The organism is Fuscibacter oryzae, assembly GCF_016765795.1.
GTDB lineage: Bacteria > Pseudomonadota > Alphaproteobacteria > Rhodobacterales > Rhodobacteraceae > Fuscibacter > Fuscibacter oryzae.
This window is the reverse complement of sequence record NZ_JAESVP010000001.1, coordinates 290,358-307,267: the sequence shown is the minus strand read 5'-3', so window position 1 is coordinate 307,267 and position 16,910 is coordinate 290,358. Positions and strand designations below refer to the sequence as shown.

At 65.4% G+C, this 16,910-nt stretch carries 12 protein-coding genes; 6 read left to right on the top strand and 6 right to left on the bottom strand.

The features are described 5' to 3' along the window. Positions 1–56: 56 nt before the first annotated feature. Positions 57–764 carry an HAD family hydrolase gene (locus JI744_RS01410; RefSeq protein ID WP_202657556.1) on the top strand — a complete coding sequence of 236 codons (708 nt, stop codon included), beginning with the start codon at positions 57–59 and terminating at the stop codon, positions 762–764. A gap of 140 nt (positions 765–904) precedes the next feature. Beyond that, a complete protein-coding gene (locus tag JI744_RS01405; protein WP_407927488.1) occupies positions 905–2,557 on the top strand; it encodes a D-alanyl-D-alanine carboxypeptidase family protein in 1,653 nt (550 codons plus the stop codon). A gap of 109 nt (positions 2,558–2,666) precedes the next feature. Here JI744_RS01405 and JI744_RS01400 read toward each other — a convergent pair whose 3' ends face one another. From JI744_RS01400 to JI744_RS01390, 3 genes are read right to left on the bottom strand one after another with little or no spacing between them, the layout of a single operon-like run. After that, the gene (locus JI744_RS01400; RefSeq protein WP_202657554.1) at positions 2,667–3,698 is read right to left on the bottom strand and encodes a YcjF family protein; all 1,032 of its coding nucleotides are present in this window, start codon (positions 3,696–3,698) and stop codon (positions 2,667–2,669) included. Further along, the gene (locus JI744_RS01395) at positions 3,699–4,166 is read right to left on the bottom strand and encodes a GNAT family N-acetyltransferase (protein WP_236019194.1); all 468 of its coding nucleotides are present in this window, start codon (positions 4,164–4,166) and stop codon (positions 3,699–3,701) included. Further along, entirely contained in the window at positions 4,166–5,557 is a 1,392-nt protein-coding gene (locus tag JI744_RS01390) for a YcjX family GTP-binding protein (protein ID WP_202657552.1), read from the bottom strand. The genes JI744_RS01395 and JI744_RS01390 overlap by 1 nt, the downstream gene beginning before the upstream one ends. Positions 5,558–5,810: 253 nt before the next feature. Here JI744_RS01390 and truA point away from each other — a divergent pair, with 253 nt between their 5' ends. Next, a complete protein-coding gene (truA, locus tag JI744_RS01385; RefSeq protein WP_202657550.1) occupies positions 5,811–6,578 on the top strand; it encodes a tRNA pseudouridine(38-40) synthase TruA in 768 nt (255 codons plus the stop codon). A gap of 11 nt (positions 6,579–6,589) precedes the next feature. Here truA and JI744_RS01380 read toward each other — a convergent pair whose 3' ends face one another. Continuing rightward, positions 6,590–8,209 (bottom strand): SulP family inorganic anion transporter, encoded by a 1,620-nt coding sequence (locus tag JI744_RS01380; protein WP_202657549.1) that lies wholly within the window; start codon positions 8,207–8,209, stop codon positions 6,590–6,592. Positions 8,210–8,313: 104 nt separating this feature from the next. Here JI744_RS01380 and JI744_RS01375 point away from each other — a divergent pair, with 104 nt between their 5' ends. Further along, positions 8,314–8,820, top strand: coding sequence for a HugZ family pyridoxamine 5'-phosphate oxidase (locus tag JI744_RS01375; protein WP_202657548.1), 507 nt, complete (start codon positions 8,314–8,316; stop codon positions 8,818–8,820). 40 nt (positions 8,821–8,860) lie between these two features. Here the strand turns inward: JI744_RS01375 and JI744_RS01370 are convergent, their stop codons facing one another. Beyond that, positions 8,861–11,149, bottom strand: coding sequence for a glycosyl hydrolase family 28-related protein (locus JI744_RS01370; RefSeq protein ID WP_202657547.1), 2,289 nt, complete (start codon positions 11,147–11,149; stop codon positions 8,861–8,863). A gap of 177 nt (positions 11,150–11,326) precedes the next feature. Between JI744_RS01370 and JI744_RS01365 the strand changes: the two genes are divergently transcribed. Beyond that, on the top strand, positions 11,327–14,905 hold the full coding sequence (locus tag JI744_RS01365) for a hydantoinase B/oxoprolinase family protein (RefSeq protein WP_202657546.1): 3,579 nt from the start codon (positions 11,327–11,329) through the stop codon (positions 14,903–14,905). A gap of 52 nt (positions 14,906–14,957) precedes the next feature. After that, positions 14,958–15,656, top strand: coding sequence for a tellurite resistance TerB family protein (locus JI744_RS01360; protein ID WP_202657545.1), 699 nt, complete (start codon positions 14,958–14,960; stop codon positions 15,654–15,656). A gap of 31 nt (positions 15,657–15,687) precedes the next feature. On the opposite strand, the gene JI744_RS01355 is transcribed toward JI744_RS01360, so the two are convergent. Further along, a complete protein-coding gene (locus tag JI744_RS01355) occupies positions 15,688–16,821 on the bottom strand; it encodes a DSD1 family PLP-dependent enzyme (RefSeq protein WP_202657544.1) in 1,134 nt (377 codons plus the stop codon). Positions 16,822–16,910: the final 89 nt, after the last annotated feature.

Genomic DNA, 16,910 nt, shown 5'->3' with positions numbered 1-16,910 from the left:
TTTCCGGCTTGCGAAAAGGGTCTGGCCCGGCAAACCCTGCGCCCAAGGGGGAAACAATGCTGACAACTATCGGATTCGATGCCGACGACACGCTGTGGCAGAACGAAAGCTTCTTTCGCCTGACGCAAGAGCGGTTCACCAACCTCTTGGCCGACCATGCCGCGCCGGACCATCTGCATGACCGGCTGCTAGCGGCAGAGCGGCGCAATCTGGACCGTTACGGCTTTGGCGTGAAGGGCTTTACCCTGTCGATGATCGAAACCGCCATCGAGGTGACGGATGGCCGGGTGCCCGCAACGGTGATTGGCGAAATTCTGGCGGCGGGGCGCGAGATGCTGGCCCATCCGGTCAACCTGTTGCCCCATGCGCGCGAGGCGGTGACGGCGCTGGCGGCAGAATACCGCGTGATCCTGATCACCAAGGGGGATCTGTTGGATCAGGAGCGCAAGGTGGCGCAATCTGGTCTGGGCGATCTGTTTCAGGCGGTGGAGATTGTGTCCGACAAAAAGCCAGATGTTTACCGGACAATCTTTGCCCGCCACGGCACCGGGGCCGATCAGGGGATGATGGTTGGCAACTCGTTGAAATCGGATGTTCTGCCCATGATTTCAGCAGGGGGCTGGGGCGTGCATGTGCCACATGGCCTGACATGGGCGCTGGAATCCGCCGATCCACCACAGGGCGAGCGCCGGTTTCACACGCTGGAAAGCCTGTCCGGGCTGGCCGATCTGGTGGGTAAGGTGGCTGCTAGCCACTACATATAGCTTCCGCGCCTTGGGCGACAGCATTAGGATTAATCGAAAACCCTTTGAAATAAAGGGGTTTTCGGGCAATTTCTGCTGTGCTACCCTGACCCAAATAATGCGACTTCGCACGAACGAAGCCGCGAGACGAGGCAGAGCAGATGATCACCAAGGTGACCTCCTGGCTGGGGCAGTTCATTCGGCAGTTCATGGTCCTTGTGGCCATGTCTTTCATTGCCGCCTGTGCTGGTCCGCAGGAAACCGGCGCGGCCCCCTATGCGGCCTATGTCATGGACGCCCGGACGGGCGAAACGCTGTATTCGGAAAATGCCGATACGCGGCTGCATCCGGCCTCGCTGACCAAGATGATGACGCTGTACATCACCTTTCAGGAAATCGAGGCGGGCCGCCTGTCGTTGGACAGCATGGTCACGGTGTCAAAGAACGCCGCCGCACAGCCGCCTTCCCGGCTGGGGCTGAAGGCGGGGCAAAAGATTCAGGTGCGCTATCTGATCCGCGCTGCGGCGGTGAAATCGGCCAATGACGCGGCGGCGGCGCTGGGCGATGCCATCGGTGGCGACAAGGACAAGTTTGCCGCCCGGATGACGCGCACGGCCAAAAAGCTGGGCATGGCCAATTCCACGTTCAAAAATGCCAACGGGCTGACGGCGCAGGGCCATTTGTCCACCGCGCATGACATGGCCATTCTGGGACGGCATCTGTTCTACGATTTTCCGCAATATTACAACATCTTCTCGCGCCGTTCGACAGATGCGGGGATGGCGACGGTGCAAAACACCAACCGTCGTTTTCTGGATAAATATCCCGGCGCCGATGGTATCAAGACCGGCTTTACCGTGCCTGCGGGGTTCAACCTGACCGCCTCGGCCGAGCGTAACGGCGTGCGGATCATTGCGACCGTGTTTGGCGGCACCTCGACCGACATGCGCAACGCCAAGATGGCCGATCTGCTGGATCTGGGCTTTGCCAAGGCCAAGCGCAACGTGACGGTGCAGCCCCCGGTTCCGGCCCGCCCGGCGGATGAAGAGCTGGTGGCGTCGAATGCGCCGATGGCGGCGGATGATGTCGATGAGGATCTGCCAGAGGTCGAGGGCGGGGCGGGCAAGACCCTGCGCGTGGTGATGGCCCCGGCGGCCTCTCAGCGGCCCTTGTCACGGCCTGACCATGAAACGGTTGCGGCGGCGAGTGAGCAGGTGGATGCCATTGCCGATTCCATCGCCAGCGCGGTGGCAGAGGCTGCGGCCCCGCCGCCCGAACCCGCTACGCTTGATGCGCAGGCGCTGGAAGTGGCTGCCGCACAGCCCTTGGAACCGCCCCTACCGCTGGAGCAGGTGCTTGCCGATGTCGCCGCGGTTGAGACCGTCGCCGCTGCCGAGGTGCCCGCGCCGCTGCGGGTGACGGCCAAGACCGAAGTGGCGCCGGTCGCGCTGATGGAAACCTCGGTTCGTCCGGCCAAGCGCCGCGCGCCGATCTATGACGATCCGGTGCCTGAACAGCTTGCCGCCGCCGAGGTGGAGCCCCAGCAAGAGGTGGTGACGCAGGTCTCTACCTCTGGCGGGCGGCATTGGGGCATCAACATCGGGCGCTACAATAGCTGGTCGCAGGCCGACAAGGTTCTGATGAAAACCCAATTGTCCGAAGGCGAGACGCTGGGCCAAAGCCTGCGCAAGATCGTGCAGAAAAGCGGCGGGTATGATGCGAATTTCCTGGGCCTTGGCCAGCAGGAGGCCGAGCGCGCCTGCCTGCGGTTGCAGGCCAAGGGGATGGAGTGCTTTACGCTGGGGCCGGGCTGAGCGGCGCGCAGACTGCCGCAGTTGCGCCGGGGTTGATCTGTTGGCGGCGGGGGTTCACACCCCCGCACCCCCGCACCCCCGTGGAGTATTTGGGCCAAGAGGAAGGAATTCAGGACTGGGCCTCTTTGGCCCGATTCAGAAAGCCTGCCAGCGCGCGGCTGGTGGTGGCAGTGGTGCCGGGCCGGGGCTGGGCGGTGAAGGGCATCGGGCGGCAGGCCTCCATTGCGGCAATGCCGACGCGGGTGGTCAGGGCGCCGTTGACGACCCCTTCGCCAAAGCGGCGCGACAGGCGGCCAAGGACACCACCCGAGGCATAGCCGCCGATCAGTTCATCGGCCAGCGAGATCGCCCCCGCGCCCAGAAGGGCGGTGAACACCCGGCGCATCAGACGCAGGTTGCCAAGGGTCGAGGAACGGCCGCCGTAAATCTCGGACAGGCGGCGGATCATTTTCAGGTTTGAAAACAGCGCGGTGGCCACGTCGGCCAGCGCCATCGGCACCAGCGCCGTGACGGTTGCAACCTGCCGCGCCGCCGCCTCGACCTCGGCCAAGGCGGCGCGGTCGAGCGGGGCCATCAGTTCGGTCTCGGTCAGGTTCAAAAGGGCGTCGGCGTCCATCATGTCACCTTCCCGCTCGGCCAGACGGGCCAAGCCCCAGCTTTGGTCGGGGCGGGAGGAGTAGAGGGATTTCAGGTCGGCGGTCACAAGGCGGGCGGCTTTGAGATCACCCTTCACATGCGCCTCGGCGGCGCGCTGGCGCAGGCGGTCCAGCCGGGCCATGCGGAAGATGGCGGCAAGTTCGCGGATCGCCAGCAGGATCAGGACCACGACTGCAAGGCCGACGAGGACAAAGGCCATCCAGCCGATCACCGAATTGGCGGTCAGAAGGCCGGTAACAAAGTTGTAGGCCGCGACCGACAGGACCAGCGAGAACAGGGCCGAAAACACCCACATGGCAAAGCGTGTAAGTGGCGATGCGCGGCGCGTGGCCAGCCGTGCGGCGGCCAGCATGGCGCGGCCTTCGGCCTCGGGCGGGGCGTCGGCAAGGCCGGGGTCGGCGGGGTTTGTGTCATCCAGCTCGACCATGGCGGGGCGGGCGAGGCGGGGAAGGGTGGGGTCGGGAAGTTCGGCTTTGGCGGCCATTCAGGCGGTTCCGTTCCATGTCAGGCGGATGTCGGGCAGGCCTTCGTCGTTCCGGTCCACGTCGTTCTGGCCGCTCGTGCTTTCGGCCTCGACAAAGCCTTGGGCTGCCCAGAAGGTGCGGGCCGGGGTATTGGCTTGGAAGGTCCACAGGGTCAGGCGGGGGGCGGCCTCTTTCGCCTCGGCCAACAGTGCACTTCCCAACCCTTGGCGGCGAGCATGGGGGGTGATGTAGAGCGACAGGATTTCTGCGCCCGCGCGGTCGATGAACCCGGCGGGGCGTCCCTTGAGGTGGACAATGCGGACACCGCCAAGGGCGATGCGGCGGCGCAGGTGGGCAAGGTCTTCGTCGCGGCTATGCAGGACGCGCATCCAGCCGGTCTCGCGTACCCAGTCGCCAAGGATGCGAGCCAATGCGGGGGCGTCGCCGGGCAGGGCGGGGGTGATTTCGGCTATGATCTTGGGGCGCATCAGAGTTCATCCCCGAACAGGAATTCAGCGGCGCGGTCCAGCCGGATATGGGGCGGGCCTTCACCGGGGCGAAGGGAGGTGCGGGCGGGGGCAAAGGCCATCAGGCCATAATCGGCATCGAGCCAGTTTTCCGCACCCTGACGCGCGGGAGACAAAAGGCGGTTGGGATCGGACGGCAATTCGCCGGGATACATCAGGGCCTGTTTGCCGCTTTCCAACAGGCGGCCGCGCACGGCGGGAAGATTGCCCTCTCCCAAACGGTCCTCAACCGTGCAGCGCAGGCCCGAGAGCGACAGGGCCATGGTTTCGGCCCCGGCGAAATCGGCGCGGGATTTGGCCTCTCGCAACAGGGCCTCGGTAATCATGGTCAGGGCGGGGTGTTGTTCGTGGTGCAGATGGTCGGCCTTGGTGGCGGCGAACAGGATTTTTTCAACCCGGTGGCCGCCCAGCAGGCCCGAAAGCCACGAGTTCTGGCCGGGGCGAAAGGCACCCAGAACCTCGGCCAGCGTGCGGCGCAGGTCTTCGACAGCCCAGGGGCCGTGGTGGATGGCGCCCAGCACGTCGGCCAGCACGATCTGGCGGTCGATCCTGGCGAAATGCTCGCGGAAGAAGGGGCGGACCACCTTGTCGCGGTAGGCGTCATAGCGCCGCGCCATCTCTCGCCACAGGCTGCCGCGCGGGGTCATCGCCGGCTTGGGCAGGGGGGCGAAGGTCAGGACGGGGCTGCCCTCCAGCTCTCCGGGCAAAAGGAACCGGCCGGGGGTGCAGTCAGACCAGCCCTTTTTGCGGGCGGCGCGCAGGTAGGTGGTGAAGAGGGCGGCGAGGGTTTGGGCCTTTTGCTCATCCAGCCGCAGCGCGCCATCCTCAGCGCGGGCAGTGGCGAGAAATTCGGCGGCCTCGGGGCGGTTTGCAATGCGCGAAAGGGTGGCCTCGGACCAGTCGTCGAACGATTTGTCCAGCAGGGCAAGGTCCAGCAGCCATTCGCCGGGGTAATCCACGATGTCGAGATGCAGGACGCGCGGGCCGGTCAGGCCCGACAGAAAGCCGGTGGGCCGGGTGCGGAACGACAGGCGCAATTCGCTGACGGCGCGGGTGCTGTCGGGCCAGTGCGGGTCATCGCCGGTCATCGCGGCAAGGTGATCCTCATAGGAAAAGCGGGGCAGCGTGTCGTCGGGTTGGGGTTGCAGATAGACCGCCTCGATCCGGCCCTGCGCGGCAGCGCGCAGTTGCGGCATGCGGCCGCGGTCGAGGAGGTTCGCCACGAGCCCGGTGATGAACACCGTCTTGCCCGCCCGTGACAGGCCGGTGACGCCCAGCCGCAAGCTGGGTTCACCCCCGGCGAGGGAGGTGAGGCTGCGGGCGATCTGGTTGGTGAGAGAGGAAAGGCTCAACGGCGCTGCTCTGGTTCTTGCGAGATCAAGATAGGGGCGGGGGCGGGGTATGTGTAGGGGGAATGGGCGGCGGGGTGCGGCAATTCGGGTGGGAGGCCCCCCTCACCCCAACCCTCTCCCCCGAGGGGAGAGGGAGTGCCCCCTTTTCAGCTTCCCGCCCTGCCCGATGCGTGCCTCCCCCTCTCCCCTCGGGGGAGAGGGTCAGGGTGAGGGGGGAATGGACAGAGCCGTGCGGTGGGGGTAACCGGGGGGTATGCCCAGATATGCCCTGAAAATCGAATATGACGGTGGCCCATTTGCCGGTTGGCAGCGGCAGGCGCAGGGGCAAGTCTCGGTTCAGGGCGTGATCGAAGAGGCACTGGCGCGGCTGGAGCCGGGGGCGCATACCATTGCGGCGGCGGGGCGCACCGATGCCGGGGTTCATGCCACCGGGCAGGTTGCGCATTGCGATCTGGTCCGCGAATGGGAGCCGTTTCGCGTGGGCGAGGCGCTGAATCACCACCTTCGGCCGCATCCGGTTTCGGTGCTGGCCGTGGCGCGGGTGGGCGATGATTTCCACGCCCGGTTTTCGGCCATCGAGCGGCGCTATCTGTTCCGTCTGGTCGTGCGGCGGGCACCTGCAACCCATGACCGGGGGCATGTCTGGCAGGTGAAGAACCCGCTGGATCTGGCGGCGATGCGGGAAGGGGCGGCGCATCTGGTGGGGTTGCACGACTTTACCACCTTTCGCGCCTCGATCTGTCAGGCGAAAAGCCCGGTCAAGACGCTGGATGAGATTGCGGTGGCCGAATTGCCCTATCCGGGCGGCACCGAATACCGCTTTACCCTGCGCGCCCGGTCGTTCCTGCACAATCAGGTGCGCTCGATCGTGGGCACGCTGGAGCGGGTAGGCGCAGGCGCATGGGCGCCGGGCGATGTGAAGGCGGCGCTGGAGGCGCGCGACCGCGCGGCTTGCGGGCCGGTGTCCCCGCCCGACGGGCTGTATCTGACGGGCGTGGGCTATCCGGCCGACCCGTTCTGAACCAAGGCCTTTTACACGGCGGCAAGGTTCGGCACAAAGCGGGCCAGCGGGTCATGCACCCCCGCCTTGTGCAGCGCATGGCGCACATCCGGCCTTGTGCCGATCAGGAACAGCCGCCCGCCCTTGCGGTGCAGCTTGCGCGCCAGCATTTCCATCGCATGCGCTCCCGAAGAATCGATCAGCGGCACATCGGTGAAATCGACGACAAAGACGCTGCGGCTTTCGGCCACCTGATCCAAGAGCGCCCCCAGTCGCGCTGCGGCACCAAAGAACCACGGCCCGTGCAGGTGATAGACGATTTGGCCATTCGCCGCCTCGCCCTCGATCTCGGGTGCTGCGTGATCGACGGTGGTCGCATCCGACATGCGGTGGATGAAGACGATGCCCGACAGGGCAAAGCCCACCACGATGCCTTCGGACAGATCGCGGAACACCACCAGCAGGAATGTGACCAGCAGCACCACCGCATCGGCGCGCGATATGCGCAAGAGTTGCCAGACTGCCTCGCGCTCCACCATGTTCCAGGCGACGACGGCCAGCACCCCGGCAAGGGCAGCCAACGGGATGAAGCCGGCAAGCGGCGCCGCGACCAGCAGGAACACCAGCACGAAAACCGCATGCAGCATGCCCGACACCGGCCCCCGGCTGCCCGCGCGCACATTGGTGGCGGTGCGGGCAATGGTGCCGGTCACGCAGATGCCGCCAAACAGCGCCGATCCGACATTGGCGACGCCTTGCGCCAAAAGTTCGGCATTCGGGCGGTGGCGGCGGCCTGACATGCCATCGGCCACCACGGCCGACAGCAGCGATTCAATCGCCCCCAGCAGCGTAAAGCTGATGGCCCAGGGCAGAGCCGCCAGCACCGCCTGCACCCCCATGGGCGGCAGGCTGGGGGCGGGCGGCACGCGGGGCAGGGCACCGAACCGGGTAAAGATGGTTTCTACCGGCATATGCAGCACAGCGGCGGCGACCGAGGCCAGTACGACCGCGATCAGCATGTTCGGGGCCTGTGGTTTCCACCGCTTTACCCCGACAATCACCGCAATGGTGCCTGCCGCCACGGCCAGCGCCGCCGGTGTCAGCGTGCTGCGCGCGGCCCAAAGCGCGGGGATCTTGTGCAGGATGTCAGATGGTTCCTTGCCCGGCAGGGTCAGGCCCAGCAGATCCTTGATCTGGCTGGAAAAGATGATCACCGCAATGCCTGCGGTAAATCCCACCGTGACCGGATAGGGGATAAAGCGGATATAGGTGCCCAGACGGAACAGCCCCAGCGCGGCCAGCATCAGCCCCGACAGGATGGTGGCCAGCAGCAGCCCCGGCAGGCCGATCTGGCCCACGCAAGCCGCGACCAGCACGATGAAGGCACCCGCTGGCCCGCCAATCTGATACCGGCTGCCGCCAAGCGCCGAAACCAGAAACCCGCCGATGATGGTGGTGAACAGCCCCCGCTCTGGCCCGACGCCCGAGGCGATGGCGATGGCCATCGACAGGGGCAGCGCGACGATGGCGACCGTCAGCCCGGCCAAGGCATCGGCGCGCAGGTCGGTGGCACGGTAACCTTCGCGCAAGGTGGTGACGAGCTTTGGCAGAAACTCCGCCGCGGGTTGCGCCGGATCGCTGGCATGGGTCATGGTGGGGCTGTCCCGAAAGGAAGGTAGGGCCAAATGCTGGCGGGCGTCATGAAACACCGCTACCAAACGCCCGGACCCGCCCCCTGTCAACGGCCCGCGACACCATGACCACCCGCCCCGACCCCGTTCAGCCCGCTGATGATGCGGCGCGCGCACTGGCCCTGTCGTTGTTGCAAGGCGCGACCCATGCCGCGCTGGCCTATGCCGATCCGGCAACGGCGGCCCCGATGATCAGCCGTATCGCCTTTGGCCTAGGTCCGGATGGCGGGCCGATCACACTGATTTCGGCCCTTGCATCGCATTTCGCCGGGCTGCGCGCCAACCCGCTGTGTTCGATGATGCTTGGCGAGGTCGGCGACCGGGGCGATTTTCGGGGCGACCCGCTGACCCACCCGCGCCTGATGGTGCAGGCGCGGGCGGAATTTGTCGCGGCCGATGACCCGGCCCGCACAGCAATGCGCGACCAGTGGCTGGCCGCGCATCCCAAGGCGAAACTTTATGTCGATTTCGCCGATTTCGCCTTTGTCCGGCTGGTGCCGCAGATCGCCCTGCTGAACGCGGGGTTTGGCAAGGCTTTCCGCCTGACCGCCGAAGATCTGCGGTTGCCTTAAACCGGCCCCTTCAGATAGGCCACATCAGATAGGCCATATCTCAGATAGGGTTGTCGCAGCGAATGGTCACCTGCGCCCGCCCCTTGACCGCCGAGGGCCATTTCAGGTTGACCTGCCCGCCTGACGCGCCCTGTTCGGTCAGCGCATAGGGCTGCGCCCATTGCGTGGCATTGGCCGCATTGGTCAGCGCGCCTTCCAGCACCACGCCCGTCACATTCCGCGCCCGGCCAAGGAAGGGCATATAGCCCGCCCCATCCACCACCCAAGTGTCGCTGGCGGTGGCCTGAACATGTTCGATCAAAAGCGGGCTAGAGGTTTCCTGCGACACGCCGTTATAGGTGTTCGCGTCAAAGATGACATTGCGGAACCCGGTATAGACCAGCGGCGCATAGGTGGTATCGACCCGTTCAACCCGGTCTATCGACACTTCGCGGCAGCGAAACACATTGCCCATCACTGACAAGCCAGAGATGAAATGCCCCGTGCCGCGTGGGGTTACCACGATCCATGAAAACCACGCGCCGACGCTTTGTGCGGTAAAGGTGTTGCCGGTGATGGTCAGCCCGCCAAAGCTGTATTGCGCATTGTAGTCAGGCTGGTCGGAATGTTCGTTCGTCAGCTCAACAAAGCAATTGTCGATGTAGTTGCCGGTAATTGTGGTCATGGAATTAGGCGTCGTCAGCACGATGGCGGCGCGGCGGGTGCCGGTTGGTTCGTCATCGCCCTGAAAGATGTGGTTGCCTAAAATCAGGTTGCCTGTGCCCTGCATCACGACCGTGGTGCCGAACTTGGCCGCGCGGCAGTTGCGGATCTTGACGTCGTTTTGATTGGTGTTCAGCGCAAGGGTGGTGCGGGTCTGCGCGGGCACGCCCTGTTCGTTCGACAGGAACTGGCAATCATCGATCAGCAAGCCCTGGCACCCCTGATTGTAAGAGGTAATCCCACGGTCCTTGGGCCGGTTGATCACGCAATCGGCCACCCGAAAGGTGCTGCCCGTTGCGGCCAGAAGAACGCCGCTGGCATCGCCGCCACACAGGATTTCCAGATTGACCAGCTCGAACTTGGAAAGTTGCGCAAAGCCCGAGAAGTCCAGCATGTATTTGTAACGGTCAAACGTATAGCTGCGGGTGCCCGAACCGCCGACCAAGGGGGCCGACAGGTCCAGTGTGGCGGTGGCCAGGTTGCGCCCCGTCACATAAACCTCTCGCCCCACCCCGGTGCCGCTGATGCGCGCGCCCACCGGAATTTGCGCGATATTGGTCACGCCGGTAAGCTTTTGCGTGTTGGCGGTGGTATAGGTGGCGGTTGAGGTCACCGTGGCCGTGGCCCATGGGGTGCCGGGCAGGGTGGTCAACTGGCCGTTGCAGATCAGGCGGCGCTGGGCAAAGTTGGTAAGCCCCGACAGGGTGGCCACGTCAATTGGGCCGTCCAGCTCTACCCGGCGCCCCTTAAGGTCCAACTCCACATGGTCGGTGAAATAGAACAGCGCCTGAAGCGCCTTTTTGAACCCCAAAAGCTCATTGCCAAAGGCAGAGGCATAGGTTTCCAGATCGAAATCATGGGTGCAGGCCAGACGGGCCGCATCGGGCATGGTGATGGTGCCCTCGAACTTGACCGGATTGTCAAAGGTCAGGTTCGACCCGATGAAATAGCTGCCGGGTGAGACCACGACAGTGCGGCCAGCGGCAGCGGTATCCGCCGCCTCGAACGCATCGCGGTCGTCGGTGATGCCGTCGCCCTTGGCGCCGTAATCACGCACATCGACCCAGTTGAACATCTCGGCATGAAAGACATCGGTGACATCTTCGATCTGGATGTCGTCGATCCGCACGATTCCGCCATTCGCGCCGGTCAGGTTCAGGCCGAAATGGCCAAAGGCGGGCGCGGTGCCCCAGACCATGTCCACCCCTTGCCGGTTGCCCGACCCGATGATGGCCGTCACCGTTACCACCGTGCCATAGCCGGTCAGCGCCACACTTGGCCCGACCTGCTGGGCTGTGGTCACATTCGCGCCGCCCGAGGTTCCGGCCCAGCCCGCAATGGCAACCGAGGGCAGCGCGCCCGACATGGTCTTTACCTTGGCCGTTACCCGCAGATACAGGCTCGGCTGACAGGGGATGTTCTGAAAGCACCGCAGCTTTTGCGTTGTCGTGGTCTTTTGCAGCTCCAGACAGCCGCCGAAATCCTGATCCGAGGGCACATAGGCGGCATTGGCCTGCGCCAGATAAGACCCCTGACCCGGCAATCCGTCTTCTCGCGACCACAGGTTGAGACCTGCCGAAAATGCTGGCGGCATCAATACCAGACCCTGAGTAATCGCCTTGTTCATATCTCACCCATGCGCTGAAATTCCGGCGTAACGCCGCACCTGTTTCGGGCGGCAGAAATAGGGGCGATGGGTTAACCCCGGCTGGCGGCACCGTGCGGCGCGCTGGGCCGCCACGCAACGCTTCGGCTTGACTTGGGGCGGATCGGCCCGCACCAAGGGCCGAAAGATGGGGGCGGCATGGCTTGGGAATTCTGGATCGACCGGGGCGGCACCTTTACCGACATCGTGGCCCGCAGGCCGGATGGCGGCTTGGAGACCCGCAAGCTCTTGTCGGAAAATCCTGAACGCTATGCCGATGCGGCCGTGCAGGGCATCCGCGACAGCCTTGGCCTTGGCACCGCCGATCCCCTGCCCGAAGGCGCGATTTCCGCCGTGAAGATGGGCACCACCGTTGCCACCAATGCGCTGCTGGAGCGCAAGGGTGAGCGGGTGTTGCTGCTGATCACCGAAGGCTTCGGGGATTTGTTGCGCATCGGCACCCAAGCCCGGCCTGACCTGTTTGCCCTGAACATCCGCCGCCCCGATCTCCTCTATGAACAGGTGGTCGAGGTGCCGGGCCGTCTTGACGCCAATGGCGATCAGGTCCGCCCGCTGGATGAAGCCGCCGCCCGTTCGGCGCTGCGAACCGCGCATGCCGCAGGCATCCGCGCCGTGGCGGTGGCGCTGATGCACGGCTGGCTGAACCCCGCGCATGAGGCGCGGCTGGGCGCGATTGCCGAGGAGGAGGGATTTACCCAAATCTCCCTTTCCCATCAGGTCAGCCGTCTGGCCAAGCTGGTGGCGCGGGGCGATACGACGGTGGTTGATGCTTACCTCTCGCCCATCCTGCGCCGCTATGTGGCGCAGGTCGAAGGGGCGCTGGACATGGGCCGCGCCACCGGGCGGCTGTTGTTCATGCAATCAAACGGTGGTCTGACCGAGGCAGGCAGGTTTCAGGGCAAGGATGCGATTCTGTCCGGCCCCGCAGGCGGCATCGTCGGCATGGTGAAAACCGCCGAGGCGGCTGGTTTCAACCAGTTGATCGGCTTTGACATGGGCGGCACGTCCACCGATGTCAGCCATTACGCAGGCACATTTGAACGATCGTTTGAAACCGAGGTCGCGGGTGTGCGGATGCGCGCGCCGATGATGGATATTCACACCGTTGCGGCGGGTGGTGGGTCGATCTGCACCTTCCGTGATGGGCGCTTTCAGGTTGGCCCCGAAAGCGCGGGCGCCAACCCCGGCCCGGCCAGTTACCGCCGCGGCGGGCCGCTGACGATCACCGATTGCAACGTGATGCTGGGCCGCCTGTCGCCTGCCCACTTCCCGGCGGTGTTTGGCCCCGGTGGGGATCAGCCGCTGGATGTGGATGTGGTGCGCGAAAAGTTCGCAGCCCTTGCGGCGCAGGTCGCCACCACCACTGGCCAGCCGCCGCAACCGCCCGAGCAGGTGGCCGAGGGGTTCCTGCGCATCGCCATCGACAACATGGCGAATGCGATCAAGAAAATCAGCGTCCAGCGTGGCCATGATGTGACCGGCTATACCCTGCAATGCTTTGGCGGTGCGGGTGGGCAACATGCCTGCGGCGTGGCCGATGCGCTGGGGATGGGCCGGGTGTTCCTGCACCCCTTTGCCGGGGTGCTGTCGGCCTTTGGCATGGGGCTGGCCGAATTGCGCGCCCTGCGTGAAGGCCAGTTCGATGCGCCTGTGGCCGATCATACGCAGGCCGCTGCCCGGATTGCAGACCTCGAATCCGAGGCCCGCGCCGAGCTGGCCGAACAGGGCGTTACCGATGCGCAGGTCATCCGCCTTGCCCATCTGCGATACGAGGGCCAGCACCAGCCGCTGCCCGTGCCCTTTGGCCCGCCCGCAGCCATGGCGCAGGCATTTGAAAACGCCCACCGCGCCCGTTTCGGCTTTGCCTCGCCCGAACGGGGGCTGGTGTTTGAATTTCTGGCGGTTGAGGCGATTGGTCAGGGCGCAACGCTGCCCAAAACGCCCGCGCAGCAAGGCACCGCCGACCCGCTGGACTACCTGACCATCTTCATCGGCGGCCAGTGGCAAGCCGTGCCCCTCTACGACCGCCCCACTCTTGGAACCGCAACCCGCATCATCGGCCCCGCGATCCTGCGCGAAGCCACGGGAACCACGGTTGTCGAACCCGGCTGGACCGCCCGCGTTGACGCCCAAGCCAACCTTATCCTTGAGCGGACCGAGGCGCAGGCCCGCCCGCCCGCCGCCGGAACGCAGGCCGACCCGGTTCTGTTAGAGGTGTTCAACAACCTCTTCATGTCCATCGCCGATCAGATGGGGGCCACGCTGGCCAACACCTCTTGGTCGGTCAACATCAAGGAACGGCTGGATTTTTCCTGCGCGATCTTTGACGGTGCGGGCGATCTGGTGGCCAACGCACCCCATGTGCCGGTGCATCTGGGGTCGATGTCGCATGCGGTAAAAATCGTGATCGCGGCGACAAAGGGCACCGCGAAACCCGGCGACGCCTGGATGCTGAACAGCCCCTTCAACGGCGGCACCCATCTGCCCGATGTGACGGTGATCACCCCGGTGTTCATCGGCGATGAACCGGCCTTCTGGCTGGGTTCGCGTGGCCATCACGCCGACATCGGTGGGCGGACGCCGGGGTCTTCCCCGCCCGACTCGAAAACCATCGCCGAGGAAGGGGTGCTGATCGACCTCTTCCACCTTGTCCGTGCTGGCGAACTGGCCGAAGGCGAAACCCGTGCCCTGCTGGCCTCTGGCCCCTATCCTTGCCGGGCGGTTGACCAGAACATGGCCGACCTCAAGGCCCAGATTGCGGCCAATGAAACCGGACGGCGCGGGTTGCTGAACGTCTGCGACAGCCACGGCGCGGATACGGTGCGCGCCTACATGACCCATGTGCAGCAGAATGCCGAGGCGATGGTGCGCGGCGTGATTGACCGGCTGCAAGATGGCAGTTTCCGCTATCCGATGGACACCGGGCAGGAAATACGCGTGGCCATCCGCGTCAACCATGCCGACCGCACGGCAGTGGTGGATTTCACCGGCACCAGCCCGCAGCATTCCGGCAATTACAATGCCCCCGCCGCCATTACCCGCGCCGTGGTGCTGTATGTCTTCCGCACCCTTGTCGGCAAACCCATACCCCTGAACGAAGGCTGCCTGCGCCCCATCACCCTGATCGTGCCCGAAGGCTCGATGCTGAACCCGGCACCCCCGGCAGCCGTGATTGCCGGGAATACCGAGGTTTCCCAAGCCGCCTGCAACGCACTTTATGGCGCTTTGGGCGTGTTGGCGGCGGGGCAAGGCACGATGAACAATTTCGTCTGGGGCAATGAGCGGTTTCAGAATTACGAAACCATCGCTGGTGGCACTGGGGCGGGGCCGGGGTTCAACGGCTGCGACGCGGTGCAAAGCCATATGACCAACACCCGCATGACCGACCCCGAAATTCTGGAACGCCGCTTCCCCGTGCGGCTGGAAGTTTTCGGCATCCGCCAAGGCTCTGGTGGCGCAGGTCAGCATCACGGCGGCAACGGCGCGCGGCGGGTCTTGAGATTCCTTGAGTCCGTCACCGTCACCACGCTGTGCGGCAGCCGTGAAATTCCGCCCTTCGGCATGGCGGGCGGTCAGCCCGGCGCCTGTGGCGTCAATCGCGTTCTCTGGCCAGATGGCCGGGTGGAAACCCTGAATGGCAATGACGAACGGCACCTTTCCGCCGACGCGGCCTTTGAAATGCTGACGCCGGGCGGGGGGGGCTGGGGCGCGTCTTGAGTGCGTCACGCGGCATGCACATAGTCATGGGCACAGCCAAGCGGAGGGTTCCATGGCCAGTTTTCTTGATAGCCTGATTGGTGGGGTAAAGGATCTGACCTCTGGTCAGGGCGCGAATGACATGCTGGGCAAGGCCAAGGCCACCTGGAACAACCAGTCGGGCGCCACCAAGGGCGCAATTGCCGGCGGCCTTCTGGCCGCGATCCTGACCGGCGGTGGCCGCCGGATGATCGGCACTGGTGTCAAGGTGGGTGGGGCCGCGCTGATCGGCAGCCTCGCCTACAAGGCCTATGAGGATTGGAAGGCTGGCAAGGACGCGCAGGCGCAGGAGACGCAGGCCGATCCGGTTGAGTTGCCCCCGCCCGCCCCCAACTTCATGCCGCAGGATCAGGAGGCCGCCGATGCCCTGTCGCACCGGCTGCTCAAGGCGATGATCGCGGCTGCCAATGCTGATGGCCAGATCACGGCAGACGAACAGGCCCGCATCACCGGCGGCCTGTCGCACCTTGGCCTTGGCGGGGATGCGCAGGCGCTGATCGCCGACGAACTGGCCGCGCCGCTGGAGATTGGCGATGTGGTCAAGCTGGCCACGACCGAGGAGGAGGCGACCGAGGTCTATGCCGCTTCGGTCATGGCTGTGGACCCAGAGGGGGCCGTGGAAAAAGGCTATCTGGCCCTGCTGGCCGCGCGCCTGCGGCTTGACCCCGGCCTTGTCAGCCACATCCACGCCAAGGCGGGCGCGTTGGCCTAAGGTTGCTGTGCGTGTTTGGCACGCACCGACCCTAAAACACCTTGCCGCGCGCGGTGACGGGCCACAAAGCCTGCACCACCCCGCCGCGCGTGGCGACCATCCAGTCATGCAGGTTGCAGGTCGGGTCGCAATGGCCCGGCACAAGGCGGATACGGTCGCCCAGCCGCAGCCGCCCGGCTGGGTCATCCAACTGGCCGTGTTCGTCGGAATAACCCTGATAGGTCACGCCCTCGCGGCCCCGGACCAGCGGCAGCCCGCTTTCCGCCGTCATCGCCTTCAGCCCCGCATCACAGACCGCACGACCGCGCGACAAGCTCATCACCTGTGCCAGCACGAACAGGGCATTCTGCCATTCTGCGTCCAGCCGACTCCCTCCGGCCCCAGTGATCCGCCCGTAATCGGCATCCATGAAGGCATAAGACCCGCATTGCAGCTCGGTCCACAGACCGCTTGCCGCCTCGAACCCCCAAGACCCGGTGCCGCCCCCGGTCACGGTGGGGCAGGCGATACCCGCCGCCTGCAAGGCCGCCAGCACCGGCACCAGCCGTGCCTGCGATGCCTGAAACGCCGCCTGCCGTTCGGCATGGGTGGGCAGATGCTGCATCGCGCCCTGATAGGCCTGCACCCCGCCAAAGTCCAAACCTGGCGCGGATTGGATGGCACGGGCCAGCGCAACCGCCTGATCCGGGGTGTCCACACCGCAGCGCGCCTGCCCGGTATCCACCTCGACCAGCACGCGCAGGGTGGTGCCATGCCGCAGGCAGGCCGCCGACAGGTCGGCCACATTGGCCGCATTGTCCACGCAGACCCCCACCGCCGCCATTCCGGCCAGCCGCGCCAGCCGGTCGATCTTGGCCGGATCGACGATCTGGTTCGTGACCAGCACATCGCGCAGGCCCGCCCGCACGAAGGCCTCGGCCTCTGATACCTTCTGGCAGCACAGGCCCACCGCCCCCGCCGCCATCTGCAGCCGCGCCACATCGGCTGATTTGTGCATCTTGCCATGGGGGCGCAGCGCAACGCCCGCCGCCTGCGCCGCCGCCGCCATGCGGGCGATGTTCGCCTCCAGCGCGTCCAGATCGACCAGCAGGGCAGGGGTCTGCACCTGATCCTCGCGCCAGCCCGGCAGGGCGGGAATGTCATAGCCCGGTTCCAGATTTTCCATCGGCGGCTCCTTTCCCGCCATCATGACGCGGGTTCCGCACAAGGGAAAGCCGGGCGATTTGATCAAATATGATTGCAGCCATTGCGGGA

Coding starts and splice junctions, on each gene's coding strand:
- JI744_RS01365 (WP_202657546.1), top strand. CDS start 11,327: ATGGCTTGGGAATTCTGGATCGACCGGGGCGGCACCTTTACCGACATC.
- JI744_RS01360 (WP_202657545.1), top strand. CDS start 14,958: ATGGCCAGTTTTCTTGATAGCCTGATTGGTGGGGTAAAGGATCTGACC.
- JI744_RS01400 (WP_202657554.1), bottom strand. CDS start 3,698: ATGGCCGCCAAAGCCGAACTTCCCGACCCCACCCTTCCCCGCCTCGCC.
- JI744_RS01355 (WP_202657544.1), bottom strand. CDS start 16,821: ATGGAAAATCTGGAACCGGGCTATGACATTCCCGCCCTGCCGGGCTGG.
- JI744_RS01395 (WP_236019194.1), bottom strand. CDS start 4,166: ATGCGCCCCAAGATCATAGCCGAAATCACCCCCGCCCTGCCCGGCGAC.
- JI744_RS01380 (WP_202657549.1), bottom strand. CDS start 8,209: ATGACCCATGCCAGCGATCCGGCGCAACCCGCGGCGGAGTTTCTGCCA.
- truA (WP_202657550.1), top strand. CDS start 5,811: ATGCCCAGATATGCCCTGAAAATCGAATATGACGGTGGCCCATTTGCC.
- JI744_RS01375 (WP_202657548.1), top strand. CDS start 8,314: ATGACCACCCGCCCCGACCCCGTTCAGCCCGCTGATGATGCGGCGCGC.
- JI744_RS01370 (WP_202657547.1), bottom strand. CDS start 11,149: ATGAACAAGGCGATTACTCAGGGTCTGGTATTGATGCCGCCAGCATTT.
- JI744_RS01405 (WP_407927488.1), top strand. CDS start 905: ATGATCACCAAGGTGACCTCCTGGCTGGGGCAGTTCATTCGGCAGTTC.
- JI744_RS01410 (WP_202657556.1), top strand. CDS start 57: ATGCTGACAACTATCGGATTCGATGCCGACGACACGCTGTGGCAGAAC.